Annotated in this window: 19 protein-coding genes; 7 read left to right on the top strand and 12 right to left on the bottom strand. The window is 66.6% G+C overall.

Annotated features, from left to right (window positions below; translation table 11 throughout):
- Positions 1-60 precede the first annotated feature (60 nt).
- The 3 genes from Q9R31_RS14110 to Q9R31_RS14100 all read right to left on the bottom strand — a co-directional run bounded on the left by Q9R31_RS14110 (position 61) and on the right by Q9R31_RS14100 (position 6,413).
- Positions 61-2,886, bottom strand: coding sequence for an aconitate hydratase (locus Q9R31_RS14110; RefSeq protein ID WP_311263349.1), 2,826 nt, complete (start codon positions 2,884-2,886; stop codon positions 61-63).
- Positions 2,887-3,051: 165 nt separating this feature from the next.
- Complete coding sequence (locus Q9R31_RS14105; protein WP_311263348.1) at positions 3,052-4,440, bottom strand: TRAM domain-containing protein; 1,389 nt, start codon at positions 4,438-4,440, stop codon at positions 3,052-3,054.
- Positions 4,437-6,413: an APC family permease gene (locus Q9R31_RS14100; RefSeq protein WP_311263347.1), complete on the bottom strand. Its 1,977-nt coding sequence runs from the start codon at positions 6,411-6,413 to the stop codon at positions 4,437-4,439. The genes Q9R31_RS14105 and Q9R31_RS14100 overlap by 4 nt, the downstream gene beginning before the upstream one ends.
- A gap of 118 nt (positions 6,414-6,531) precedes the next feature.
- Here Q9R31_RS14100 and Q9R31_RS14095 point away from each other — a divergent pair, with 118 nt between their 5' ends.
- On the top strand, positions 6,532-7,206 hold the full coding sequence (locus Q9R31_RS14095; RefSeq protein ID WP_311263346.1) for a TrkA family potassium uptake protein: 675 nt from the start codon (positions 6,532-6,534) through the stop codon (positions 7,204-7,206).
- On the top strand, positions 7,203-7,991 hold the full coding sequence (locus Q9R31_RS14090) for an NAD-binding protein (protein ID WP_311263345.1): 789 nt from the start codon (positions 7,203-7,205) through the stop codon (positions 7,989-7,991). The genes Q9R31_RS14095 and Q9R31_RS14090 overlap by 4 nt, the downstream gene beginning before the upstream one ends.
- A gap of 51 nt (positions 7,992-8,042) precedes the next feature.
- Here the strand turns inward: Q9R31_RS14090 and Q9R31_RS14085 are convergent, their stop codons facing one another.
- The 4 genes from Q9R31_RS14085 to dut form a co-directional block, all read right to left on the bottom strand.
- Complete coding sequence (locus tag Q9R31_RS14085; RefSeq protein ID WP_311263344.1) at positions 8,043-8,819, bottom strand: DUF3159 domain-containing protein; 777 nt, start codon at positions 8,817-8,819, stop codon at positions 8,043-8,045.
- On the bottom strand, positions 8,816-9,199 hold the full coding sequence (locus tag Q9R31_RS14080; protein ID WP_311263343.1) for a hypothetical protein: 384 nt from the start codon (positions 9,197-9,199) through the stop codon (positions 8,816-8,818). The genes Q9R31_RS14085 and Q9R31_RS14080 overlap by 4 nt, the downstream gene beginning before the upstream one ends.
- On the bottom strand, positions 9,171-9,884 hold the full coding sequence (locus Q9R31_RS14075) for a DUF3710 domain-containing protein (protein ID WP_311263342.1): 714 nt from the start codon (positions 9,882-9,884) through the stop codon (positions 9,171-9,173). The genes Q9R31_RS14080 and Q9R31_RS14075 overlap by 29 nt, the downstream gene beginning before the upstream one ends.
- Before the next feature lie 106 nt (positions 9,885-9,990).
- Complete coding sequence (gene dut, locus Q9R31_RS14070) at positions 9,991-10,509, bottom strand: dUTP diphosphatase (protein ID WP_311263341.1); 519 nt, start codon at positions 10,507-10,509, stop codon at positions 9,991-9,993.
- 104 nt (positions 10,510-10,613) lie between these two features.
- Between dut and Q9R31_RS14065 the strand changes: the two genes are divergently transcribed.
- The 3 genes from Q9R31_RS14065 (at position 10,614) to Q9R31_RS14055 (ending at position 13,282) form a co-directional block, all read left to right on the top strand.
- Positions 10,614-11,102, top strand: a complete 489-nt coding sequence (locus tag Q9R31_RS14065) for a DUF3093 domain-containing protein (RefSeq protein WP_311263340.1) — start codon at positions 10,614-10,616, stop codon at positions 11,100-11,102.
- Between the two features lie 150 nt (positions 11,103-11,252).
- Positions 11,253-12,575 carry a septation protein SepH gene (sepH, locus tag Q9R31_RS14060; protein ID WP_311263339.1) on the top strand — a complete coding sequence of 441 codons (1,323 nt, stop codon included), beginning with the start codon at positions 11,253-11,255 and terminating at the stop codon, positions 12,573-12,575.
- 98 nt (positions 12,576-12,673) lie between these two features.
- Complete coding sequence (locus Q9R31_RS14055) at positions 12,674-13,282, top strand: dihydrofolate reductase family protein (RefSeq protein ID WP_311263338.1); 609 nt, start codon at positions 12,674-12,676, stop codon at positions 13,280-13,282.
- Between the two features lie 110 nt (positions 13,283-13,392).
- On the opposite strand, the gene Q9R31_RS14050 is transcribed toward Q9R31_RS14055, so the two are convergent.
- Complete coding sequence (locus tag Q9R31_RS14050; protein ID WP_311263337.1) at positions 13,393-14,907, bottom strand: DUF222 domain-containing protein; 1,515 nt, start codon at positions 14,905-14,907, stop codon at positions 13,393-13,395.
- Between the two features lie 412 nt (positions 14,908-15,319).
- Here Q9R31_RS14050 and Q9R31_RS14045 point away from each other — a divergent pair, with 412 nt between their 5' ends.
- The gene (locus tag Q9R31_RS14045; RefSeq protein WP_311263336.1) at positions 15,320-16,105 is read left to right on the top strand and encodes a hypothetical protein; all 786 of its coding nucleotides are present in this window, start codon (positions 15,320-15,322) and stop codon (positions 16,103-16,105) included.
- An 85-nt stretch (positions 16,106-16,190) separates the two neighbouring features.
- On the opposite strand, the gene Q9R31_RS14040 is transcribed toward Q9R31_RS14045, so the two are convergent.
- The 4 genes from Q9R31_RS14040 to Q9R31_RS14025 are packed head-to-tail and all read right to left on the bottom strand — an operon-like array spanning position 16,191 to position 21,636.
- Positions 16,191-16,934, bottom strand: coding sequence for a thymidine kinase (locus tag Q9R31_RS14040; RefSeq protein WP_311263335.1), 744 nt, complete (start codon positions 16,932-16,934; stop codon positions 16,191-16,193).
- Positions 16,927-18,165 (bottom strand): alkaline phosphatase family protein, encoded by a 1,239-nt coding sequence (locus Q9R31_RS14035; protein WP_311263334.1) that lies wholly within the window; start codon positions 18,163-18,165, stop codon positions 16,927-16,929. The genes Q9R31_RS14040 and Q9R31_RS14035 overlap by 8 nt, the downstream gene beginning before the upstream one ends.
- Position 18,166: 1 nt before the next feature.
- On the bottom strand, positions 18,167-18,910 hold the full coding sequence (locus tag Q9R31_RS14030) for a DUF5998 family protein (RefSeq protein ID WP_311263333.1): 744 nt from the start codon (positions 18,908-18,910) through the stop codon (positions 18,167-18,169).
- 41 nt (positions 18,911-18,951) lie between these two features.
- A complete protein-coding gene (locus Q9R31_RS14025) occupies positions 18,952-21,636 on the bottom strand; it encodes a GNAT family N-acetyltransferase (RefSeq protein WP_311263332.1) in 2,685 nt (894 codons plus the stop codon).
- 76 nt (positions 21,637-21,712) lie between these two features.
- Between Q9R31_RS14025 and Q9R31_RS14020 the strand changes: the two genes are divergently transcribed.
- Positions 21,713-24,232, top strand: coding sequence for a DNA topoisomerase IV subunit A (locus tag Q9R31_RS14020; protein ID WP_311263331.1), 2,520 nt, complete (start codon positions 21,713-21,715; stop codon positions 24,230-24,232).
- Positions 24,233-24,267: the final 35 nt, after the last annotated feature.

The raw sequence follows: 24,267 nt of genomic DNA, 5'->3' as shown, positions 1-24,267 counted from the left end.
CCCCGGCTGGTCGGTGACCGGCCGGGGCTTCGGGAGGATACTGACTGGCGGCAGAAACCGCTAGTTCGCGGAGATCTGGCGCAGCACGTACTGCAGGATGCCGCCGTTGCGGTAGTAGTCCGCTTCACCCGGGGTGTCGATGCGCAGCACGGCGTCGAACGTCTTTGCAGATCCGTCCTCGGCGGTGGCAGTGACCTTCAGGGTCTTGGGCGTGGTGCCCTCGTTCAGGGCGGTGACGCCCTCCACCGAGAAGGTTTCCGTGCCGGCCAGGCCCAGGCTGGCAGCGTTCTCGCCGGCCGGGAACTGCAGCGGAAGGACGCCCATGCCGATGAGGTTGGAGCGGTGGATGCGCTCGTAGCTCTCGGCGATGACAGCCTTGACACCCAGCAGGGCGGTACCCTTGGCTGCCCAGTCGCGGGACGAACCGGAACCGTACTCCTTGCCGGCCAGGACCACCAGTGGGGTGCCGGCTGCCTGGTAGTTCTGTGCGGCGTCGTAGACGTATGCCTGCGGGCCGTCAGCCTGGGTGAAGTCGCGGGTGAAGCCACCCTCAACACCGTCCAGGAGCTGGTTCTTGATGCGGATGTTCGCGAACGTGCCGCGGATCATCACCTCGTGGTTGCCGCGCCGCGAGCCGTAGGAGTTGAAGTCCTTGCGCTCCACACCGTTGGCCAGCAGGTACTGGCCGGCGGGGGTGTCGGACTTGAACGAACCGGCCGGGGAGATGTGGTCGGTGGTGACCGAATCGCCCAGTTTCAGGAGCACGCGGGCACCGGTGATGTCCTTGACCGGCTCCGGCTGCGCCTGCATGCCCTCGAAGTACGGGGGCTTCCGGACGTAGGTGGAGTTCGGATCCCAGGCGAAGGTGTCACCGGCGGGGGTGTCGAGTGCCTTCCAGCGGTCGTCGCCGTCGAAGACGCCCTCGTAGCCCTTGGCGAACATTTCCTTGTCGATCGAGGAATCGATGACCTGCTGGACCTCAACCGGGTTGGGCCAGATGTCCTTCAGGAAGACGTCGTTGCCGGCCTCGTCCTTGCCCAGGGCGTCGGTTTCGAAGTCGAAGTCCATGGAACCGGCCAGGGCGTACGCGATGACCAGCGGCGGGGAGGCCAGGTAGTTCATCTTGACGTCCGGGTTGATCCGGCCTTCGAAGTTGCGGTTGCCCGAGAGGACGGCCGCGACGGCGAGGTCGTTGGCCTGGACGGCCTCGGAGATTTCGGCTTCCAGCGGACCGGAGTTGCCGATGCAGGTGGCGCAGCCGTAGCCCACGATGTAGAAGCCGAGCTTCTCCAGGTAGGGGGTCAGGCCGGACTTCTCGTAGTAGTCGGTGACCACCTTGGAGCCGGGAGCAACGGACGTCTTGACCCACGGCTTGGCGGTGAGGCCCTTTTCGACGGCGTTGCGCGCCAGGACCGCTGCCGCCAGCATGACCGAGGGGTTGGACGTGTTGGTGCAGGAGGTGATGGAGGCGATGGTCACTGCACCGTGGTCCAGTTCGAATTCGCGTCCGTCCGCCATCTTCACGGGAACCGGGTTGGTGATGCGTCCCGCTCCCCCGTGCGCTGCCGAATACTTCGGCGGCTCGCGGTCAGTGTCGGAGACGTGGGTTGCGCCACTGGTGAAGGAGGGCGAGTCAGAGGCCGGGAAGGTCTCCTCGAGCGATTCGTCCAAAGTGCCGGCGTCAGCATCGTGGGAGACGTAGTTGAGCAGGTCGTGGCGGAACTCGTCCTTGGCCTCGGTGAGTTCGATGCGGTCCTGCGGGCGCTTTGGCCCGGCGATGGACGGAACCACTGTGGACAGGTCCAGTTCCAGGTATTCCGAGAACTTGATCTCGCGGGACGCGTCGTGCCAGAGGCCCTGTTCCTTGGCGTAGGCCTCCACGAGGGCGACGTTCTGCTCGGAGCGGCCGGTGAGGCGCAGGTAGTCCAGGGTGACGTCGTCGATGGGGAACATGGCTGCGGTGGAACCGAATTCCGGGCTCATGTTGCCGATGGTGGCGCGGTTGGCCAGCGGCACAGCCGCGACGCCTTCGCCGTAGAACTCCACGAACTTGCCCACCACGCCGTGCTTGCGCAGCATCTCGGTGATGGTCAGCACCACGTCGGTTGCGGTGGCGCCGGCGGGGATGCTGCCGCTGAGCTTGAAGCCCACGACGCGCGGGATCAGCATTGAGACGGGCTGGCCGAGCATTGCTGCCTCGGCCTCGATGCCGCCAACGCCCCAGCCCAGCACGCCCAGGCCGTTGACCATGGTGGTGTGCGAGTCGGTGCCGACGCAGGTGTCGGGGTAGGCGCGGAGTGCGCCGTCCACTTCTCGGGTCATCACGGTGCGGGCCAGGTATTCAATGTTGACCTGGTGCACAATGCCGGTTCCCGGGGGGACCACCTTGAAGTCGTCGAACGCGGTCTGGCCCCAGCGCAGGAATTGGTAGCGCTCACCGTTGCGCTGGTATTCGATCTCCATGTTGCGCTCCAGTGCGCCGGAGTTGCCGAAGGCGTCGATCTGGACCGAGTGGTCGATGACCATTTCGGCCGGCGCCAGCGGGTTGACCCGCTTGGGGTCCCCGCCGAGTTCCTTGACCGCTTCACGCATGGTGGCAAGGTCAACCACGCAGGGAACGCCGGTGAAGTCCTGCATGATCACGCGTGCCGGCGTGAACTGGATTTCTGTATCGGGCTCCGCATTCGGATCCCAGCCTGCCAAAGCGCGGACGTGATCGGCAGTGATGTTCGCGCCGTCCTCGGTCCTCAACAGGTTTTCAAGCAATACCTTGAGGCTGAACGGAAGGGCTTCTGCACCTTCAACGGAGTTCAACCGGAAAATTTCGTATTCGGTTCCGGCTACATTAAGTTTGCCTTTTGAACCGAAGCTGTCCACAGTGCTCATCGCAGGACTCCTCTCGCAACAGTTTCATCTTTGTCGCGCGGTTGACCGCCTGCTAGTTAGGACGCCCTAAGTAGTTACAGGGCCCGAAAATTGCACACGGCCGGCCGAGAATACGGGCGCGACGTGGGACTACTACGGCCATCGTAGTCCAAAACAGCCGCCGCATCATGGAGCCGGAGTCAGCAGCGCCACCGTCTCGAGGTGGTGGGTGTGCGGGTAGAGGTCAAAGGCCCGGAGCTGGGCGAGGCCCCACCCGGAGCGGCGGAAGTAACCGAGGTCACGGGCGAACGACGCCGGATCGCAGGAGACGTAGGCAATGGCGCGGGGCTGCGACGCAATAAGTTGGCCGACGACGGCTTTCCCGGCTCCGGCCCGGGGCGGGTCAAGGACCAGGGCATCGAAATTCCGCGGTTTCTGGCGCAATACCCGCTCCACGCGGCCCTGGACCACCTCCACTTGGGGTGCTGAGTGGAGGTTTTTCCGGGCGTCGCGGCTGGTTCCGGGCGCGCCCTCGACCGAGAGCACGGACCCCGACTCTCCCACGGCATCGGCCAGGACTGCCGTGAAGAGCCCGGCGCCCGCGTAGAGGTCGGCCACCACCGCTCCGGGGCGAAGGAAGTTTCCCGACTGCAGGAATTCTGTGACAGCCCCCACAAGTGTCCCGGGCGCGTCGCGGTGGATCTGCCAGAAGCCCTCTCCAGTGACCCGGTAGTCGTGGCCCACGGCCGATTCCTGTACCCAGGTCCGCCCCCGAAGCTGCGACACGGCGCCGGTAAGCGGATCGAAGACCCCGACGGAAGCGTCCTCCGGCACTGCGGCCGCGATGGTCCGCAGCCGTTTGTCCTTGGTCCCGGGCGCCGGGGCCAGGAGCACCAGGGGCCGGGAACCGTTGGCCGGTGCGGCCACTTCAACCCGCTCGATGCCCTGCAGGTCCAGGTCCCACAAGCGCAGCGCGTTGATGGCGGCGCTGGCCAGGGGCATCTCGCGCACAGGGATGATGTGGTTGGAGCGGTGGGCGTGCATCGCCAGCCTGCCGGCGGGGGTGACCGAGAAGCTGGCCCGCGTGCGCCACCCAAGGCCGCTGCCGCCGTCGTAGTTTTCCCCCACCTCTTCCACGCGGCCCGTCCAGGCCGGCGGTAGCTGCTCAAAGCCGGCCAGCCGGGTGAGCTGTTCGGCCAGGACGTCCGCCTTCAGGCTGCGCTGCCTGGCCAGGGTTATGTGCCCGAATTCGGCGCCGCCCACCGGCGGGTGGCCGTGGCTCCATGCCCGGGGGGAATCGGCCGGACGCCAAAAGTGCTCCACCCGGTCCGCGGAAGCCTCCAGCACTTCGATGACGTCCGCCCGCCAAAACTTGGCGTCGTCTCCTGCGTCGGTGAGCCGGACCCGGACTTTCTCTCCCGGAACGGCGTGCCGGACAAAGACCACCCTGCCCCCGTGGCGCGCCACGCAGTGCCCGCCATGGGCTACGGGCCCGACGTCGAGCACCGCCTCTTCGCCCGCATGCCCGGCGGCCTCGGGTGCCTGCGGCATGGTGGTGGAAGTTCTTGCGGTCACAGGACGTCCTGGAGGTTCTTGGCTTCTTCGGATGATTTGAGCTGCCAGGGAACGCTGGCCACCATGACTCCGGGTTCGAAGTGCAGGCGGGTCTTGATGCGCAGGGCGGTCTGGTTATGCACCAGCTGCTCCCACCACTTGCCCACCACGTATTCGGGGATATAGACCACGATGAGGTCCCGCGGGGAGTCCAGGCGCATTTGCTTGATGTAGTCCATGATGGGCGTGACGGTCTCGCGGTAAGGGCTGGCGAGGACGGTCAGCGGAACCGGGATTTCGAGCTTTTCCCAGTCGGCGATGGTGTGGGCCGTTTCCTCCTGGTCGATGTCCACCGTGATCGCGTCCAGCCGGGAGGGCCGGGACGCACGGGCGTAGGCCAGTGCGCGCAGGACGGGCTTGCGGACGTGCGACACCAGCAGGACGGCGTGCACCCGGGTGGGCAGGGCCCGGGGCGAGGAGTCCTCGTCCACCGCAAGTTCCTTGGCCACGTTGTCGTAGTGCGCCCGGATGCTCCACATGATCAGGAACAGGATGAACATGGCCAGCAGGGCGATCCAGGCGCCCTGCTCGAACTTGGTGATGAGGACGATGACCAGCACCAGCCCCGTCATGCCGAAGCCGATGCTGTTGATGGCCCGGGATTTCATCATCCGGCGCCGTACGGCCTTGTCCTTGGCGAGCTTCAGCTCGCGCCCCCAGTGCCGGATCATGCCGAGCTGGCTGAGGGTGAAGGAGATGAAGACGCCCACGATGTAGAGCTGGATGAGCTTGGTGACGTCCGCGTCGAAGGAAATGATGAGCACCAGGGCGCCTGCCGCGAGGGCCAGCACGCCGTTGCTGAACGCCAGCCTGTCGCCGCGGGTCCGCAACTGGCGGGGCAGGTAGCCGTCCTGCGCGAGGATGGAGCCCAGGACCGGAAAGCCGTTGAAGGCTGTATTGGACGCGAACACCAGGATGACGCCGGTGGCGGCCACCACGACGTAGAAGGGGATGCTGCCCGCGCCGAAGATGGTCTCGGCAATCTGGCTGATGGCGGGGTTTTGGACGTATCCCTCCGGCAGCGGGTTGCCGTTCAGCAGGAATTCCTTCGCCGGATCCAGCACGATGTGGACCTTGGTGGCGTTGGCCAGGTAGATGATGCCGGCCAGCATAGCGGCGCCGATGACGCCCAGGAGCAGCAGGGTGGTGGCGGCGTTCTTGCTCTTGGGGTGCCGGAAATTGGGGACGCCGTTGCTGATCGCTTCCACGCCCGTGAGCGCCGCGGCGCCGGAGGAGAAGGCCCGGAGCAGCAGGAAGGCACCGGCCAGGCCCACCAGGCCCTGGTCGAAGCCCTCCGCCGGGACGATGGTGAAGGCCGCGGACGGCGCCTCCCCCAACTGTCCGGTTGCGGCCTGGAACACGCCCACGGCAGTCATTCCCAGGATGGATGCCATGAAGATGTAGGTGGGAACAGCGAATACGCTGCCCGCTTCCTTGATGCCGCGCAGGTTCACCAGGGCAAGGATGACGACGCCGATGGTGGCGATGACGGCCTGCTCACCGTGCAGGGACGGTACAGCGGTGGTGAGGTAGGCGGCTGCCGAGGACATGGATACGGCCACGGTCAGGACGTAGTCCACCAGGAGGGCCGAGGCGACGGTCAGCCCGGCGTACTTGCCGAGGTTTACGTTGGCGATCTCGTAGTCTCCCCCGCCCGACGGGTAGGCGTGGACATTTTGCCGGTAGGAAGCGACGACGGTCAGCAGCACCACCATCACGGCCAGGCCCACCAGCGGTGAGATCGCCACGGCACTGACGCCTGCCAGGGCAAGGGTCAGGAGGATCTCGTCCGGCGCGTAGGCTACGGAGGAAAGGGCGTCGGAGGCGAAGATCGGCAGTGCGATCTTTTTGGGAAGCAGGGTGTGGGCCAGCCGGTCGTTCCGGAACGGCCTGCCCACCAGCACGCGTTTGACGGCGTTCAGTATTGTCAACACCCCACAAAGCTAGTCTGAATCGCTGACGATGTCATGACGGGTCCCGGCCAGGCCTAACAGGGGCCGTGCCGGTAGAGTTCTAGCTGCACGATCCTGACTTACATATGGAGGAGATACGGTGGCGCATTTCGTGATCATGGGATGTGGCCGGGTGGGGGCAACGCTGGCGCACACGCTGGAGGATGCCGGGCATTCCGTGGCCATCATCGACCAGGACGACCGCGCCTTCCGCCGGCTCCGCCAGGGCTTTACCGGACGGAAAGTCACTGGCGTCGGCTTTGACCGGGACACCCTCAAGCAGGCAGGGGTGGGTGAGGCCTACGCCTTCGCCGCCGTCTCGAGCGGCGACAACTCCAACATCCTGGCCACCCGGGTGGCCCGCGAGACCTTCCACGTCCCGCACGTCGTCGCCCGGATCTATGACCCGGGACGTGCCGAGATTTACCAGCGCCTGGGCATTCCCACGGTGGCCGCCGTCCGGTGGAGCGCCGACCAGGTGCTGCGCCGCATCCTTCCCGAACAGCACCTCGCGGGCGACTTCCGCGAACCCTCCGGACGCCTGGTCCTGGCCGAACTGGACCTCGACGCCGGCTGGATCGGGCATCGCGTCAGCAGCATTGAAAAGGCAGCCGATGTCCGTGTGGCGTACCTGACCCGCTTCGGCGAGGGCCTGCTGCCCGACGCCGGAACCGCCTACCAGGACGGCGACACCGTGCACGCCATGCTGCAGGTTGACCGCAGCGCCCAGATCGCCCAGATCCTCGCCAAAGCCCCCGCCAAGGAGTACCAGTGAAAGTCGTTATCGTCGGCGCCGGCAGTGTCGGATCGTCCATTGCCCGGGAACTGCTGGCGCACAAGCACGACATCCTCCTGATCGACCTCAAGCCCGAGGTGATCGGGCGCAGCGGCCTGCGGGGCGCCCACTGGCTGGTGGGCGACGCCTGTGAGCTCTCCACCCTGCAGGGCGCGAAGGTGGAGGACGCCGACGTCGTGGTCTCCGCCACGGGCGACGACAAGGTGAACCTGGTGGTGTCCTTGCTGGCCAAGACCGAATTCGGGGTTGGCCGTACCGTGGGCCGGGTGAACAACCCCAAGAACGACTGGATGTTCAATGATTCATGGGGCGTCGACGTCGCCGTGAACACCCCGCAGCTGATGACCGCCCTGGTGGAAGAGGCAGTGGAGATCGGCGACCTCGTCCGCCTGCTGACACTGCAGACGGGCGTTGCGTCGCTGGTGGAATTCACGGTTCCGCATGATTCCCATGTCATCGGCATGACCGTGGGCGACATCCACTGGCCGGAGGACGCCACACTGGTGGCGATCCTGCGGGACCAGGCACCCATCACCCCCAGCCGGGACGACGTGATCGACGGCGGCGACGAACTCTTCTTCGTCACCACCATCGCCGCTGAGGACAGGCTGCGTGAGCTGCTCTCCTCCGCTCCCGGCAGCATCAACACAGGCAGCCTCAACACAGGCGGCACCGACGCCGGGGACCAGCCTGCGAACAACGCCCAGCCCGCCACCGCGGGCAGCCACGGGCATGCCCCGGACGACGACGGTTTCGACGGCTAGGCGCGGCGCCGCACCCCTGCGGCAGGAAGCCTGGCTGTTGTAAAAGCGGGTTCAGGCGGCCTGGTCTTTACCGGCTTCAGGTTCAGCCGCAGCAGGCCGGGTTACGAGCCAGGCTACCCAGACACCGAGGATGTACAGGGGTGCGCCCATGATGAGGCGCGTGGTGGCGAGGGCGGCCAGGCCGTCGGTGCCCATCAGGTAGAGGGGCACCTGCACGATGAGCCGGAGCGCCAGGACGGCCACGATGATCCAGGTGCCCAGGCGGTAGGCCCTCACCCGGTCCGGTTCCTTGCGCCACTCCACGCCCTCGTTGCGGATAAAACCAAAGAGCAGCCCGGCCACGGGCCACCTGACGGCAATGGAGATGACCATGGCCAGGATATAGGCGGCGTTGGTGAAGAAGCCGGGAAGGTAGAAGTCTTCGGCCTTGCCGGTGGTGTTGGCCAGCCAGGCGGAAATGGCGACGCCGGCCACGCCCGCCAGGGCCTGGGTCAGCGGCCGCCGTTGCATCAGGCGTACAACGGTGAACACGGCTGCCGATGCCAGGGCTGCCACCAGTGACAAGGTGAGTTCGCGGGTGATGGTGAACGCCACCAGGAACACGAGGCCGGGAACGATGCTCTCGGCAATGCCCTGCGCTCCCCCGGCGCTGCGCAGGACATCCACCCGCCCGTCGTGGGTGCGGTGCAGCCCTGCCTTTGCGGCATACTCTGCGGCGAGGCCGGCCACCGGTGACGGTCCGGGAGCCTGCGGCCCGCCCTGCCCGCCCTGCTGCCCTCCGGCCGGTTGGGCAGGACCGGATGGCTGTTCGGGCTCTTGGGCGGTCATTCGTTCTCCTGGCGGGACAGTATCTCGTAGCGGGGATTGAATATGGTGGGCATGTCCAAGCCCCGGGCCAGTGTCCCCTCAACCCGGATCTGCACGCCTGCTTCGATGCCCGGCACGCGGCGGCGGCCCAGCCAGACGACACGGAGCCGCGGCGGCCTACCCCGCTTCGGACCCGGGGCGGGGCGTTCGGCGTCATCCTCGGAAAGGATGGCACTGAATTCAGGAGTCCGGTCGGCAGGAACAAAGGTCACTGATTCAATGTGCCCCTGGCACATGACGCGTCCCTTGTCCGGCAGTTGCCCCAGCGGTGTGATGCCGCCGGACGCGTGGACAGGATCGCCGTGGGGGGAATCAGCCGATCTGGGTGATTTCAGGACCACGTTCGGGCTCCTCCAGAGTGGGCGCGGCGGGTGGAGGAGTGGCGGAAGCGTCCTTGGGCAGCCTCAGCTGCAAGAGGTCGCGCGGCGGCATGGGGCTGTCGCCGCGGACCACGACGACCTGCCGGAACAGTGCCTCGAGCGGTTCCGCGGCGGGGCGTTCCAGCGCCGCAGGTCCGCCCAGGACGCCGCGCAGGAACCAGCGGGGACCGTCGACGCCGATGAAGCGGGCCACGCGGTAGCCCTGGCTGCCGTCCGGGAGTCCGGCGGGCAGCTTGGCCACCAGTTCGGTACCGAAAGCACCTTCCACCTCTTCAACCTGGCCGCCCTGCGCACCGACCGACTGGCCGATCTGTTCGCGGATTTCATCCCACAAAGTCTCCGTCTTGGGCGCCGCGAAGGCCTGCAGCTGAAGGCTGGAGCCGTTCAGGTCCAGGGTCACCGCCACCACCCGCTGCGTGGCCTCCTCCACTTCGAGGCGGAGCTGCAGGCCCTCGCTGGGCGTGATCAGCAAGGCACCAAGGTCCACATACCCGTCGCGGCTGCTGATCTCGGCCTCGTCGAAAGGTCCGTCCTGGCGGCGGGCGACGGTGGCGGATGAGCTTTCTTCGCCCTCCGCAACCGTCAGCTCATCGGCCGGCTCTGCCGCCTCGTCCTTCTTTGCTTTCCTGCCGAACCCAAAGACCATGGGTGACTCCTTAATTCTGGAAATGTGCCAGTCCTGAAACCTGCCGGCGCAACGTTGGAGGTTCCGTCGTCGTGCATGCCGGCGTGGCTGCGGGTGCAGCCTAAGGTCAGGCCCCGGGGACGTTGAACCCGCCGGTGGACCCGAAGCCTCCCGTGCCCCGCACGGATCCGCTCAGTTCGCTGACAGGAATGAATTGGGCATGCTCCACGCGCTGGATGACCATTTGGGCAATTCTATCGCCGCGGCGGAGCTCTATCGGCTGGGACGAATCAGTGTTCAGCAGCGTTACGGAAATCTCGCCCCGGTAGCCAGCATCAACGGTGCCGGGGGCGTTCACGATGGTCAGTCCATGCTTGGTGGCCAGGCCGGACCGGGGGTGGATCAGCGCCACGAACCCATAAGGAAGGGCAATGGCGACGCCGGTGGGGACCAGTTTGCGCTCCCCGGGCATCAGGACCACGTCCTCGCGGGCACGGAGGTCTGCGCCGGCGTCGCCCGGATGTGCGTAGGACGGTGCCTCGAGCTCCGGATCCAGCATCTTCAACTGGACCTGCAGGGTGGGAACTGCGGGGGCGGGCAATGCTGCGTCCGGGACAAGGTCTACCGTGGCGGGATGATCAGTCACAGTCACTCACTCTAACCCGCGCCCCCAAATCACTCCTAGGGACGCCGGGCCGGGGGAGCCTGCCCCAAGGTGAAATAGCCGGCCAAAGGTGGAAAGCTTGGGCTATGCCCGATTCAAGCTCGCCTGCGTCCGTTCCCAGCACACCCTCCGCGGGGACTGCATTTATTTACAGGGAAAAATTGTGGCCGAATGCCTGGATCTGGATTATCGCAGCCGGCGTCTCCGCAGCGGGCATCCTGGTTTTCGCCCCCATCAGCATGGCGGCGGGCTACACCGCGGCATTGGTGCTCTTCGCCATCATCGCTGTCCTCCTGATTGTTTCCACGCCCGTCATCATGGTGACGCCGGACGCCCTCACCGTTGGACGCGCCACGATTGAACGCCGTTTCGTCGGCGCTGTAGAGCACTTCAGGGCAGAGGAGGCGACGGCGGAACGGGGCACCCGGCTCAACGGGCTCGCCTACCTGTGCATCCGCGGCTGGATCGACCCCGTCGTAAAAATCGAGATCACGGACCCCGCCGACCGGACCCCCTACTGGCTCGCCTCCACCCGTCACCCGGACCAGCTGACGGCTGCCCTGACACGGCACTGACACTGCCGGGCTGCCTGCTTTTGCGCCCTGCACCCGCCTTTCCGGCCTGGTTCCAGCGGAAAATCACGGCGCGCCCTGCTCCTTGAGCCAAATCCCCGCCGCCGGGTGGCAGAGTTTCGATTGATAGTAATGCCAGGGTGGAGGATTTGTATGCAGGATCTACGGCTTGTAGGCGTGCACGACGACGGGACGCATCTCCTGTTGAGCGGGGCCGGCGGCGAGATGTTCCAGCTGCCGATCGATGAGGCTCTCAGGACGGCCAGCCGGCCCACGGCCAAGCCGCGGGCGGAAAGGCCTGCCGTTCCCATGTCCCCCAGGGACATCCAGGCGCGGATTCGTGCCGGTGCCACGGCTGCCGACGTCGCTGAATTGTCCGGGATGCCGCTGGCCAAGGTGGAGCGCTACGAGGGCCCCGTCCTGGCCGAGCGCGAATACGTTGCACAGCAGGCGAGGAAAGTTGAAGTCGCGGCGCCCTCCCCCGGCCACGACATCTACCGCTCCGCTTTCGGAGACAACCCGGCAACACTGGATGACATGGTGGCCCACCGCCTGTCCGCCCACGGCATCGACCCCGCAACAGTGGAATGGGACTCATGGCGCCGCCAGGACGGTACATGGACTGTCTCGGCAAGCTTTGAGGCCAAGCCCGGGGGCGCTTCGGGTATCGGCGAAGAACCGCCCGCGCTCTGGACCTTCAACCCGGGACGGAAGTCGCTGCAGAACACCAACCGGTGGGCGCAGCAGCTGAGCGAACTTGAGCCGCTGGACGGGCCCGTTCCTGCCCGCCGGCTCACCGCGGTTTCCGACCGCCCCTTTGACTTCGAGACTGACGCTGATGCGTCCAGGACCTCAACCAGCAGCCAGGGAGGGCCCGCGCAGGATTCCGGCAAGGAATCCGACGGCCTCCTGGACATGCTCCGGTCACGGCGCGGCCAGCGCCTAGGCGTGGATGAAGACTCGGACGACGCCCTGGCGCTGCTGCTCACGCATGGCGTACCCGCCGCCCATCCCCGCCCTTCAGAGGTGGCGGCTGAACCTGAGCCTGAGGAGCCGGAAGCGCAGGATGACCAGCGCGATGCGCCGGCCGCCCAGGGCGACTCCTTCATCAGGCGCAGGGATACCAGGCCTTCCATGCTGTCGAGGCTCAGCCTCCTTCCGCCGCACCGTGACAACCACGACGACGCGCTGCGGCTTCACGACGGCGTCAGCACCGACACGAGGGAAATCACCATTGCGGCGTCCCCGGCAAAGCCGTCCGGTTCCACCCCGGGAACAGGGTCCGCCCCGTCCGGCGGAGCCGGCCTGGACGAGCTCCTGGGCAGCAATCCCCGCCGTTCTGCAGCCAAGCCCGATGATGCATCCCCGGCGACCGGCCAGCTGCCCGAAACTGAGGCACCGGAACGGCCTGCACGGCCCAAGCGCTCCAGCGTACCGTCCTGGGACGAGATCGTCTTCGGTACCCGGAGCGACTAAGAGGCTGCTCATTTCCATGGGCAACGCGGCGCCCAAATGCTACGATCCGTCAGCATGGGCCGATGTCGGCCCTGACCATCCCATCATGGAGGTTCGCCGTGCCGGACACTACCTGCCACATGTCCATGTCACTGGACGGCTTCGTCGCCGGTCCTGATCAAAGCATGGAGAACCCGCTGGGCAAGCGCGGGCTGGAGCTGCACGGATGGCATATTGGCGATCCGCGTGCCAACGACGCCGACAAAGTGGCCGCCGAATGGCTGATGCGTCCCCGGGGCGCCTATGTGATGGGCCGGAACATGTTTGGGCCGGTCCGGGGCGGCTGGGATGAGGAATGGAACGGCTGGTGGGGCCCGGAACCGCCTTATCACGCACCGGTGTTCGTCCTGACGCACCACCCGCATGACCCCATCCCCATGGATGGCGGGACGACGTTCCACTTCATCACCGACGGTTTCGATGCAGCGTACGCTGCCGCCCTCGACGCCGCCGGCGGCATGGGCATTGATATTGCAGGCGGAGCGTCCACCGTCAGGCAGGCACTGGCCGCCGGAGTGGTCGACGAACTGACCCTCGACATCACGCCGGTCCTCCTCGGTTCAGGGGAACGGATTTTCGACGGCATTGAATCCTTTGGTTTCGAACCCGCCGAGGTGCTCCACTCACCCTTGGCCACCCACATCCGCTACCGCCGGATCCCCCGGTAGAAGGCCCCGGCGGGTCGAAGAACGCCGCTCAGTAGAACGAGTCCGCACCGACACGCTCAGCAGCAAAACGGCGGGCCGCGCAATTGAGCGCTGCCCTGCAGTTTGCCGGATCATTGGGCGAGGTGTTGAAGGAGAGCTTCTTCCAAGAGGCTGCGATCTCTGAGAGCGATCGGTTCTTTGAATGGGATCCGTTCTTTAAGTTTGCTTTGTTCGCGAGGCAAGAACCCGGGAGGCCAGTGTGGTGGTTCCCAGTCCTGGTGTTCGCTTTTGTAGTGCCTGCCGGTGGGTGAGATCCAGCCGGGTGGTTCATTTTTGGTGGCCGGCGTGGGTTTCCAGTCCGTGGTGTGCCGGAGCCTGTGATGTTTCGGGCAGGGCTGTCCCAAGTTGCTGATGCCTGTGGTGCCGCCCTTGTGCCAGGCGAGGATGTGGTCGGCTTCGTTGTCCAGGGAGTTGTTGCTGCAGCCGGGGAACGGGCATTTGCCGTCCCGCATCCTCAGCCAGGCCCGCATCGCTTTCGTGATTCGGTAGCTGGTCCGTCCGATCTCCAGCGGCGCCCCGTCCCGCGGGTCCACCAGGACCCGGTGGAAGGAACCGGCGCCGTCCGCGACGAGCCGCCGTGCCATGGACGCCGGGATCGGCCCGTACCCGTGCAGCGTTGCCGGTTCATCGGTCTGGCCCGTCAACGAGAACACGGGAACAGTGACCAGCACCTGCGCCCTGATCGTCGAGCACGGGACATCGGCTCCGTCACCGGTCCCAACGACGTCGTCTGTGGCGCCGGCACCGGTCCCGCTGGTGTTGCCGCCGGCGCCCAGCTCACTCGTGAGGATTGCGTCGACAAAGGTGTCGGCCCGGAGCTGGGCCATGCTTCGGCACTCTTCCGGCCCCTGCAAGGCACGGGCGACAGCGGTGAGCCGGTTCCACCCGGCCAACGCCTGATCCGCCGGCAGACACGCGCTGAGCCAGGCCATCCCGTCCTGGTCCGGCCGGTACTCCACCCGCCGGTCCGCCACAGACCTGGCATGACGCTTCTCGATCGACTCGGCATGGTGCCGTTCCCGCCACCTGCGGGCCTTGACCCTGAACCGGTGGGCAGGCATCTCCCCCACAGGGCACCCCCTGGCCGGGTCCAACACGTCAGGATCCAGGAAATGCGCCTCCAACGCCGCCGCCCCCGCAGAATCAAGACTGGCCGTCTCATCAACCATGGCCACCGCGTGCTGCCACGAAATCGTTCCCGCCTGCAGCGCCGCCAGGGTCCGCGGCAAACCGGCGGTCAGGGCATGCGCGGTGGCCAGGAACGCGCCCGCGGCCCGCGGGCCCAGAGCCAGCACACACCCGATCTCCGCCGCGACCGCCATCTCCTGAGCCACCACCGGCGCATCCGGCCCCGCAACAGCCCAGGCAGTGTCCGAATACTTCACCGCGGCCTTCGCTTTCAACCCCGCAATCCCGGCCTCCACCTCGCGGGCACCAGCCAGAACATCCAGACACCCATCGACCAAACCAGCCAACGGGTCAGCCGCCGAAAACGGCTCCAAACCCGCCCCATCCACCTCCGCATCAAGCACAGCAAGGGCAGCACGGATGTCCTCAAACGCCTTCGCCACCACTGCTTTCCCCACAAACCCATCATCGCGGGAGGGTCTGACATTAGGGCACCTTCAGTTGTAGCTGTTCACCCATACTCGGGGAGAGTGGGCTGGCCATGACACGAATTCGGGTGCCGGAGGTAAAGCTCCCCAACCGTAGATCGGATAGCGGCACATCGCCCGCCTGCTGAATCCTTTGGCCGGGTCGACAGTCACCCCCAAGGCAGGATTGATTTGCGGTAGATATGCTGCGAAAACCGGGCCGGCCGCGGCTCGGAAGACAGGGGGACCGTTTTGAGCTCATTTGTTGTCGGCGCGGATCTGATCGACCTCTTGGCGACCGCCGCCCGAAGGATCCGAAACGGCAAGATGGCGGACCGTTTCTTCGACTTCGAGGACACTGCCACAGCACAATCGATCGGGGAAGCACTGGCCAACTTCAACAATGTGGCGGTCTCCCAATTACTACCAGGAAGAAAGTGCCGAGCCAGACTACACGTTCACCCCTGTCGACGAGATCCTGACCGGGACGCTGGAACCAAGGCATTTGGTGCAGATCTATTTGGCAGCCAGGTGCTACAACTACCAGACCGGCGAGGACCACCCGGAATGGGCCTACAGCCTCCCTTGGGCAACCGTGAAGGCGATTCAATTCTGGGCAGAGTCAAATCTCTACGCGCTTGGTTGGCCGATCGTAAAGCGGAAGAACTCCCGTGGGTACGACTGGGCGGGAATCGCAGACGCAGCTTGGGAATGGACGCGCGATCACGGCTTTCCCGAGTTGCAGATGAACCCTGGTGCGCTCGACGACGACGAAGTCAGGCAGGCGATCACTGCCACCGAGCGGATGGGTAATCAGGTGTCCGCGGCACTGGGGATGTCGAGGGTCTCGCTGCTCGCCCGTCTTGTCCTGGCTGCCTATAAGGGCGGCAGCTATCTGATCCTTGAATCTGAGGATGGGCGATTTCTCCGCTGTACGGTCTTCCGGGAAGCTGGCGCGAAGGTCGCAGAAATCAGCCCGTCGGAAGCTGGCCATGGCCCCGACTGCACCGGCGGAGAAGAAGTGCGGGCACTCCTTGCCACCGTTGATCCCAGCACGGCAAACCCGGCATGGACAGAGTTCGCCCCCGAGGACGACCTGCCGCTGGCTGAAGGGTCTCAAGCGATCAACTTGGAAAAGGCATCTGCTTGGTCACCGCTAACGACCCGTCCACGGCCCACCGACACCTGAGCGAGCGTCTCGCGGCGCGCAGCGCACCACTCGCGAGTGAGGGCGGCGCCCGTACACTAACCGCCGGTACCCGTCGCGGTGGCGCTTAGGCTTTACTCCCCGGCCCACGGCTCTCCCCGGGCCCGCCTGAACCCCGCCAAAGGCAGGCATCCACGTCGAACGGCAGCAACTGGTCCTGCTGGGCCATCAGGTTGGCGCCGTGCGCGGTTACCCTACGCATGAAGTGGCGCCGGCACAGCGTCTCGTAGCCCACCACCGGCACATGCTCCGCGTCCGGGGCGGCGGCGGCCTCAACCACCATGTCCACGTCGCCCACCACTACCTGGGCACCCTCGGTGACCATGACGCCGTCGACCGTCCTGGCGTTGTGCGTGGCGCGCCGCCCGCACCAGCACAGCGCTTCAACCTGCAGGACCTGAACCCGGTCGGCAAGCTCTATGAGGCGTTGCGAACCCGGAAACAGCCGGGTGCGGAAATCTGCCGTGATGCCGAAGGCAAAGACATCGACGTCGATTTCGTCCACCACCTTGGCCAGCTGCTCCACCTGCTCCGGGGTGTAGAACTGGGCCTCGTCGCAGATCAGGTAGTCGATCCGCTGGCCCTGGGTACGGCGAAGCATGACTTCCTCCCAGAAGTCGGTGCTGTCAAATACTTCCACGGCGTCGGTCTCCAGGCCCAGCCGGCTTGAGATCCGCGACTCTCCGGCCCGGTCGTTGCGGCTGAAGCGTACGCCGCCGCGCCCGCGGACCCGGTGGTTGTAGTCCATTTGCAGGGCCAGGGTGGACTTCCCGCAGTCCATGGTGCCGGAGAAGAAGATGAGTTCAGCCACGCCCGCGGTTCCTTCCTTCGGCCGTGAAGCAGAGCAGCGGGACCTCCCGCTCCGCCTTCGTCAGCGAGCCGTGCTGGCCCACCACTTCCATGGCAGTGGGCCGCATGCGCCGGCCATCGTAAAGCGCGACGGCGTCACGGGCGGCGATCATCACGTCACCGATCCTGCCCGCAACAGTGGGCCGGACGTCACCGAAGAGTCCCCCGGCAACGGCCTCCTCGCGCGTGAAGGCCCACACCCGGTCACCGAAGCGCGCCTTCCAGGCGGCGAGCAGCCGTTCCGTGGCCCCGCTCCCTGCTTCCAGGTCCGCCTCTTCCAGGTACAGGTGCACCATACGCGGTTCACCGGCGGTGTGGCGGACACCGTCGACCAGTTCCGGGTCCGTCGAGAAGTCAATCCGCTGCGGTTCGGACACATCCAGCATCCCGTGGTCTGCGGTGAGCAGGATCGTGGTGCCGGCGGGAAGCGAGAAGTTGAGCCGCTTGACCGTGGCATCAAGCTCTTCCAGCTGGTATTCCCACTGCTCGGAACGGCAGCCGTGGCGGTGGCCCGCCTTGTCCAGGTCGTTGACATAGAAGTACATGAGGGACGGACCGGAGGCCGCCATGGCGTCGGCGGCGGCAGCAGTCCGGGCGTGGGCGGTGGTGCCGGAGATGAACCTGCCGCCGCGCAGGGCTGCGCGGGTCATGGGTGAGCCGTCGAACTGGGAGAGGCTGACGGTGCTGGCATCGACGTGTTCGGCGATCCGTTCAAACACCGTAGGGAAAGGCTGCCAGGTGGACGGGTCCACGCCCGGATCCCAGTTCCCCAACAGGTTGACCACCTTGTCCTGGTCAGGGTCCAGGACGTCATAACCCACCATGCCGTGCTGACCCGGCGGAAGTCCGGTCCCAAAGCTGGACAATGCGGCTGCGGTGGTGGAGGGGAAGGCGGAATCCAGCCACACGGGGACCTCGCCCTGCCCGGCCTGCATCACGGAGCGCAGGAAGGGCGTGTGGGCCGCCTTTTGCTTCAGCAGGTTCCGGCCCAGGCCGTCGGCGAGTACAACGCAGACCCGTGAGGCGGCCGGGAGTCCCAGCGTGTTGGTGAAGCCCTCCACGCCGAGGCTGGCCGCGGCGCTGGTGAGGACTTCGGCGATGGAACGGTGCCCGTAGGCGGGGGCCGGCGGAAGGTCGGGGGTGCGGCCGATTGCTGTGGAGGCTTGAATGGCAGGTAGGCGGTCTTCCGGCATCTCAGCGCTGCTGGTGCCCGCGGCTGAGCCGGTTGCCGAACACCCCGGCACGCGGCCGCGGCGCCATGGACTGGGCGTGGGATACGGGAGCGGCGGACCCGGTATTGACCGCCCGCAAAGCCCTGGCAAAGAGTTTGGCGTCCTGGACTGCCTGCAGGCCGTCCGCCTCCGCGCTGATGCGGAGCACGATGTCTTCCTGCGCGATGGTTCCGGTGTAGCCGTGGTCCGCCTCGCACTGCGGATCGCCGCAGCTGGCAGGTCCCATGTCCAGCCGCTGCCCACCTGACCATGCGATGGACAAGGTGAGTTCCCGGACGGGGTCCGAGGGTTTGTAGTTCTGCGGCTGGGCGTACATGTAGCTCAGGACCACGGACCGGATCTGGGCCACCGGAACGGACTCGGTGGAGATCTGGGCGACGATCTGCTCCCCCGCCTCGTCCAGCTGCTGGTCGTCAACATGGGTGATCACCAGCATGTCCGCGGTGAGGACCAGCACGGTGATGTGACGGCGCACCTCCGCCCGGTCGAAGTGGGTTTCCAGGTGCACCAGGTGGGCCACACAGTCCCGGCCGTCCAGTGCGTCGTCGACGACGTCGGACACCAGGCGCGGGTAGAACCCGGCCTTCTGCAGCGCGTCTTCCAGGCTCTGGCCCTGGATTCCGTGGTTGTGTGAGCTGTGTTGGCGGACTGCCTGGTTTTCATTGCCGGGCGTTTCGGGCGCCGAAGCGGGAGGCTGGAAGCTCATGCCCCCATTTTCACAGATCGTCCGGTCACTTGCTAACCGCGTCAGCCCAGCATGGCCCGCCGGGCACTGTCCGTGCGCTGCGCGGCATTGCCGATGCGCACATCAGCGGCGAGGATGGTGACCCCTGAGGTGCCGCACAAAACGGGGTTGAATTCCACCAGCGCGATCTCCGGGTGGTTGTCCTTCATCCAGGCCAGCCGCCCGGCGAGGTCCTCCAGCGCCTGCACGTCGACCGCCGGCAGGCCCTGGTAGCCGAAGAGCTTCCGGGACGCCCTGGGGGCACGGATGAAGTCGTGTACGTCCGCCGCGGAGAGCGGCGGTACCCGGTGCGACCAGTCGTCGAGGAGGTTGACGGCGTCACCGGCGAGGCCAAACGAGATGACCGGGCCCAGCAGGGGGTCCTCGATGGCGCGGAAGGTGCAGGCCTGCCCCACCGGTGCCATCGCCTGCACTTCCAGGGCGGGGTCGCCGTAGGCGGCCAGCGCCCGCCGCATCTGCACCACATTCTGTCGCAGCGACTGGGCGTCCTCGATGCCAAGGCGAACCCCGCCAAGGTCCAGCCGGTGCCGCAGTGCGGGGTCGGTGGTTTTCAGCACCACCGGCCAACCCAGCGTGTCTGCTGCTGCCACGGCCTCATCCGGGGTGGTGAAGCCTGCAGAGGGGAGGACGGAGATGCCGTAATGCCGCAGCAGGGAAGCAGCTGCTGCCGGGTCCAGTTGCTTGAGCTGTTCGCCCTTCACGTCCAGCAGCATGGCGTCGAGTTCGGCCTCCGCCTGCCGGGGGTCGCAGCCGGCGGGTTCGACGAAGTGCCCCTGGTCGCGGGCGGCCCACTTCGCGTACCGGACCACGGCCGCGAGCGCGGCCACGGCGGCCCCGGGGTTGGAAAAGCAGGGGACGGTACAGCCCTCCGCCCCCACCAGGCCCTCCACATTGACGGCGGGGTCCAGGATGCCGGTGAAGGCGGCCACCACCGGTTTGCCCGAAGTTGCCGAACATTCCGCCAGGACCTGCGCCACGGCTTCGGCGGTCAGTCCGCGGGACGGCAGCAGTGCAGCGACGGCGGCGTGCACCGCATCCGAGGCCAGCGCGTCAAGGAGGGCCTTCCGCAGTGCGGGCAGGGCCACCGACTGGCCGGCATCGAGGTCCAGTCCGGAAACCACCCGGGCCACTCCCAGCCCGTGTGCTGCGGCGCTGTCCGCCACCACGTTTCCCAGCGCCTGGGAGTTGCTGAAAATGGCGACGTCCGGTCCTGCGGGCAATGGCTGGCCTGACACCACCTGGGCCACATCCACCAGCTCTTCCACGGTTTCCACCCGGATCACGCCCGACTGGCGCAGCATGGCATCCAGCGCCCCGGCCGGCGCCTGCGTGGTCCGGACCGCGTGTCCGGGCGGCAGGCGGAGTCCCATCGTGTCCGACTTGGCCACGATGACCGGCTTGGTGCGGGCAAGGCGCCGAGCGATGCGGGAGAACTTGCGGGGGTTGCCGATCGATTCCAGGTAGAGGCCGACGGCGGAGGTGTCGGCGTCGTCCTCCCAGTACTGCATCATGTCGTTGCCGGAGACATCAGCCCTGTTGCCTGCCGAGAGGAGGCTGGACAGTCCCAGGTGGCGCCGGCTGGAAGCGGCGTAGAGCGAGACGCCGATGGCCGCGGACTGGCTGAACAGGCCCAGGCTGCCGCGCAGCGGCATGGTGGGCGCCATCGAGGCGTTCAGTGACACCTCCGGGTGGGTGTTGGCGATGCCCAGCGATGCCGGTCCGATCACCCGCATTCCGTTGGCCCGGGCCTGGCGCACCAGGGCGCGCTGCCGCAGCAGGCCTCGCTCGCCGTCGTCCGCGAAGCCTGCCGAGGCGATCACGACGCCTTTGACGCCCGCCGCGGCGCACTCAGCCACGACGCCGGCCACTTCCTCGTAGGGAACTGCGATGATGGCAAGCTGGACGGGTTCGGGAACTTCGGAGAGCTTGCCGTAGGACATCATCCCCGCCAGCTCCAGCGCCTCCGGGTTGATGGCGTACACGGACCCGTGGAAGCCGCCTTCGATGATGTGCTCCAGCAGCTGGTACCCCACGGTGCCCCATTTGCGGCTGGCACCGATCACGGCAACGGACGACGGCGCCAGCAGGTCCCGGACGCTCCTCGCCTCGGCGCGGTGCTCGCGTGATTCCATCACGGCGCGCGATTTCTCGGTGGGGTCGATGTTGAACTCGAGGCTCACGACGCCGTCGTCGAAGTGGCGCTTGACGTCATAGCCGGCGTCGGAGAAAACCATCAGCATCTTGCGGTTTTCCGGCAACACCTCGGCGGTGAACTTCCGGATCCCGTTTTCGTGCGCGGCGGCGGCCAGGTGCTCCAGCAGGATGGAACCGATCCCCCTGCCCTGGTGGGCGTCGGCGATGTTGAAGGCGACCTCGGCCTCGGTGGGGTCAGGCAGCCGGTCGTAGCGGCCGATGCCGATGATTTCGCCGCGGATGGTGATGACGAACGCCACCCGGTCCTTGTAGTCCACTTCCGTGAAGCGCTTGAGCTCCTTCGCGGACAGCCGGGCCTTGAACGCAAAGAAGCGCATGTAGATTGAATTCTGCGACTGTCCGGTGTGGAAGGCCTGCACAGCGTCCGCGTCTGACGGGTGGATGGGCCGCAGGTGTGCTGTCCCGCCGTCGCGAAGGACGACATCGGCTTCCCAATGTTCCGGATATTCGCCGTCCCCGGGCTGATCCACCATAGGCTTAGCCTAGCCAAAAACTATCGCAGCACACCCCAAGGCTGCGCAGTAAACCCAGAAGGATTCACCAAACCCCATGGCCCGCCGCCAAAGTTCCAAGCCCATTGTGGAGAGCGATTACACGGAGAACATCGTCGATATCGATGTCACGTCCGAAATGCAGGGCTCCTTCCTGGAGTACGCGTACTCGGTCATCTACTCCCGGGCCCTCCCTGATGCCCGGGACGGCCTGAAGCCGGTACAGCGGCGCATCCTGTACATGATGAGCGACATGGGGCTGCGCCCGGACCGCGGCCACGTCAAGAGCGCCCGCGTGGTGGGCGAGGTCATGGGCAAGCTGCACCCGCACGGCGATGCTGCCATCTACGACGCCATGGTGCGCATGGCCCAGGACTTCTCGCTGCGGCTGCCGCTGATTGACGGGCACGGAAACTTCGGCTCGCTCGATGACGGCCCGGCAGCGCCGCGGTACACGGAGGCCCGGCTGGCTGCGGCCGCCCTCACCCTCACCAACCACCTCGACGAAGACGTGGTGGACTTCGTCCCCAACTACGACAACCAGCTGACCCAGCCGGATGTCCTTCCCGCCGCCTTCCCCAACCTGCTGGTCAACGGCGCCACCGGCATCGCCGTCGGCATGGCCACCAACATGGCCCCGCACAACCTGGTGGAGGTCATCTCCGCTGCCCGGCACCTGATTGCGCACCCCGACGCAAGCCTGGATGACCTCATGCGGTTCGTCCCGGGCCCGGACCTGCCCAGCGGCGGCCGGATCGTCGGCCTGGACGGCATCCGCGACGCCTACGCCACCGGCCGCGGTTCGTTCAAGACCCGGGCGAAGGTGGAGGTGGAACAGCTCTCCGCGCGCCGCACCGGCCTGGTGGTCACCGAACTGCCCTACATGGTGGGCCCGGAAAAGGTGATCGAGAAGATCAAGGATGCCGTCAATGCCAAGAAACTGACCGGCATCAGTGACATCGTGGACCTGACGGACCGCAAGCACGGGCTGCGGCTGGTCATCGAGCTCAAGAACGGTTTCAACCCGAACGCGGTCCTGCATCAGCTGTACCGCTACACGCCGATGGAGGACTCCTTCGGCATCAACAACGTCACGCTGGTGGACGGCCAGCCGCAGACGCTTGGCCTGGTGGACCTGTTGCGCGTCTACGTCGACCACCGCATCAACGTGGTCCGGCGCCGCACCGTCTTCCGGCTCGGGAAGAAGAAGGACCGCCTGCACCTGGTGGAGGGGCTCCTCATCGCCATCGTGGACATCGACGAGGTCATCCAGATCATCCGCTCGTCGGACGAGGCCGCAGCGGCCCGCGAACGGCTGATGTCCATCTACGACCTCACCGAGATCCAGGCCAACTACATCCTGGAACTGCGCCTGCGCCAGCTCACCAAGTACTCCCGGATCGAGCTGGAGAAGGAGCAGGACGAACTCCGCCGCGAGATCGCGGAACTGCAGGCCATCCTGGACTCCGAGGAACTGCTCCGCACCGTGGTCTCCGACGAACTCGCCGCCATTGCCGAGGAACACGGCACCCCGCGTCGGACCGTGCTGCTGGAATCCGAGGCCGTGTCCCCCACGGTGGCGTCCGCCGAGCTTGTGGCCGCCAACGGAAAGAAAGGCAAGACCGCGCCGCTGGCACTGGAGATCGCTGACGACCCCTGCTGGGCCATCCTCACCGCCTCCGGGCAGGTGGCCCGCACCAGCAACCAGGAACCGCTGGCCGAGGCCGGGCCCCGGAGCAAGCATGACGTGTACTCATCCGTGGTCAAGACGTCGGCGCGCGGCGAAATTGCTGCCGTCACCTCGCTGGGCCGCATGCTCCGGCTGCAGGTCATGGACATGCCGGTCCTGCCTCCGGTTGCCGGGCTGCCCAACTTGGCCGGAGGTGTTCCGGCCAGGGAATTCCTCACCCTGGTGAAGGGCGAAACCCTGGTGGCGTTCGTTCGCCTGGATGAGGTCCTGGCCATCGGCACCGCGCAGGGCGTGGTGAAGCGGGTCCAGCCGGACTACCCGCTGAACCGCGAAGACTGGGAAGTCATCACCCTCAAGGACAAGGACGTCGTGGTGGGGGTGGCTCCTGCCGGTGACGACGACGCCGAACTGGTGTTCCTGACCAGGGAAGCCCAGCTGCTGAAGTTCCCCGCCGGCGTGGTCCGCCCCCAAGGACGCACCGCCGGCGGCATGGCCGGCATCAAACTCGCCGCGGGCGACCAGGTGATCTTCTTCGGCGCCGTCCAGCCTAAGGACGAGGCCGCCGTCGTAGTGACCATCGCCGGCACCAACGGCGCCCTTCCGGGCACGGCCCCGGGCACGGCCAAGGTCACTGCGTTCTCCGAGTATCCGGCCAAGGGGCGGGCCACCGCAGGGGTCCGGTCGCACCGGTTCCTCAAGGGTGAGGACATGCTGCTGCTGGCCTGGGCCGGCCACGGTCCGGCCAAGGCTTCATCGGCTGCCGGCGTGGCACGGTCACTGCCTCAGGAACATGGCCGCCGTGACGGCTCGGGCGTCCCGCTCTCCCAGGCCGTCGAAGCGGTAGGCCCGGCCATGGCCTGGACGGACGGACCCGCGGCGGAGGTGTAGGCATCGAGGGCACCGGCACCGCTTAGACTGCTCCC

The sequence above is a fragment of the Pseudarthrobacter sp. BRE9 genome, assembly GCF_031844305.1.
In the GTDB taxonomy this organism is placed as follows: domain Bacteria; phylum Actinomycetota; class Actinomycetes; order Actinomycetales; family Micrococcaceae; genus Arthrobacter.
Note: the sequence above shows the minus strand (reverse complement) of the source record. Positions and strands in the feature narration are given on the sequence as shown.

Excerpts from the sequence above, each read along its gene's own strand:
- Q9R31_RS14110 (WP_311263349.1), bottom strand. The coding sequence starts at position 2,886 with ATGAGCACTGTGGACAGCTTCGGTTCAAAAGGCAAACTTAATGTAGCC.
- Q9R31_RS14085 (WP_311263344.1), bottom strand. The coding sequence starts at position 8,819 with ATGACCGCCCAAGAGCCCGAACAGCCATCCGGTCCTGCCCAACCGGCC.
- Q9R31_RS14075 (WP_311263342.1), bottom strand. The coding sequence starts at position 9,884 with ATGGTCTTTGGGTTCGGCAGGAAAGCAAAGAAGGACGAGGCGGCAGAG.
- Q9R31_RS14065 (WP_311263340.1), top strand. The coding sequence starts at position 10,614 with ATGCCCGATTCAAGCTCGCCTGCGTCCGTTCCCAGCACACCCTCCGCG.
- sepH (WP_311263339.1), top strand. The coding sequence starts at position 11,253 with ATGCAGGATCTACGGCTTGTAGGCGTGCACGACGACGGGACGCATCTC.
- Q9R31_RS14045 (WP_311263336.1), top strand. The coding sequence starts at position 15,320 with ATGTGGCGGTCTCCCAATTACTACCAGGAAGAAAGTGCCGAGCCAGAC.
- Q9R31_RS14035 (WP_311263334.1), bottom strand. The coding sequence starts at position 18,165 with ATGCCGGAAGACCGCCTACCTGCCATTCAAGCCTCCACAGCAATCGGC.
- Q9R31_RS14030 (WP_311263333.1), bottom strand. The coding sequence starts at position 18,910 with ATGAGCTTCCAGCCTCCCGCTTCGGCGCCCGAAACGCCCGGCAATGAA.
- Q9R31_RS14025 (WP_311263332.1), bottom strand. The coding sequence starts at position 21,636 with ATGGTGGATCAGCCCGGGGACGGCGAATATCCGGAACATTGGGAAGCC.
- Q9R31_RS14020 (WP_311263331.1), top strand. The coding sequence starts at position 21,713 with ATGGCCCGCCGCCAAAGTTCCAAGCCCATTGTGGAGAGCGATTACACG.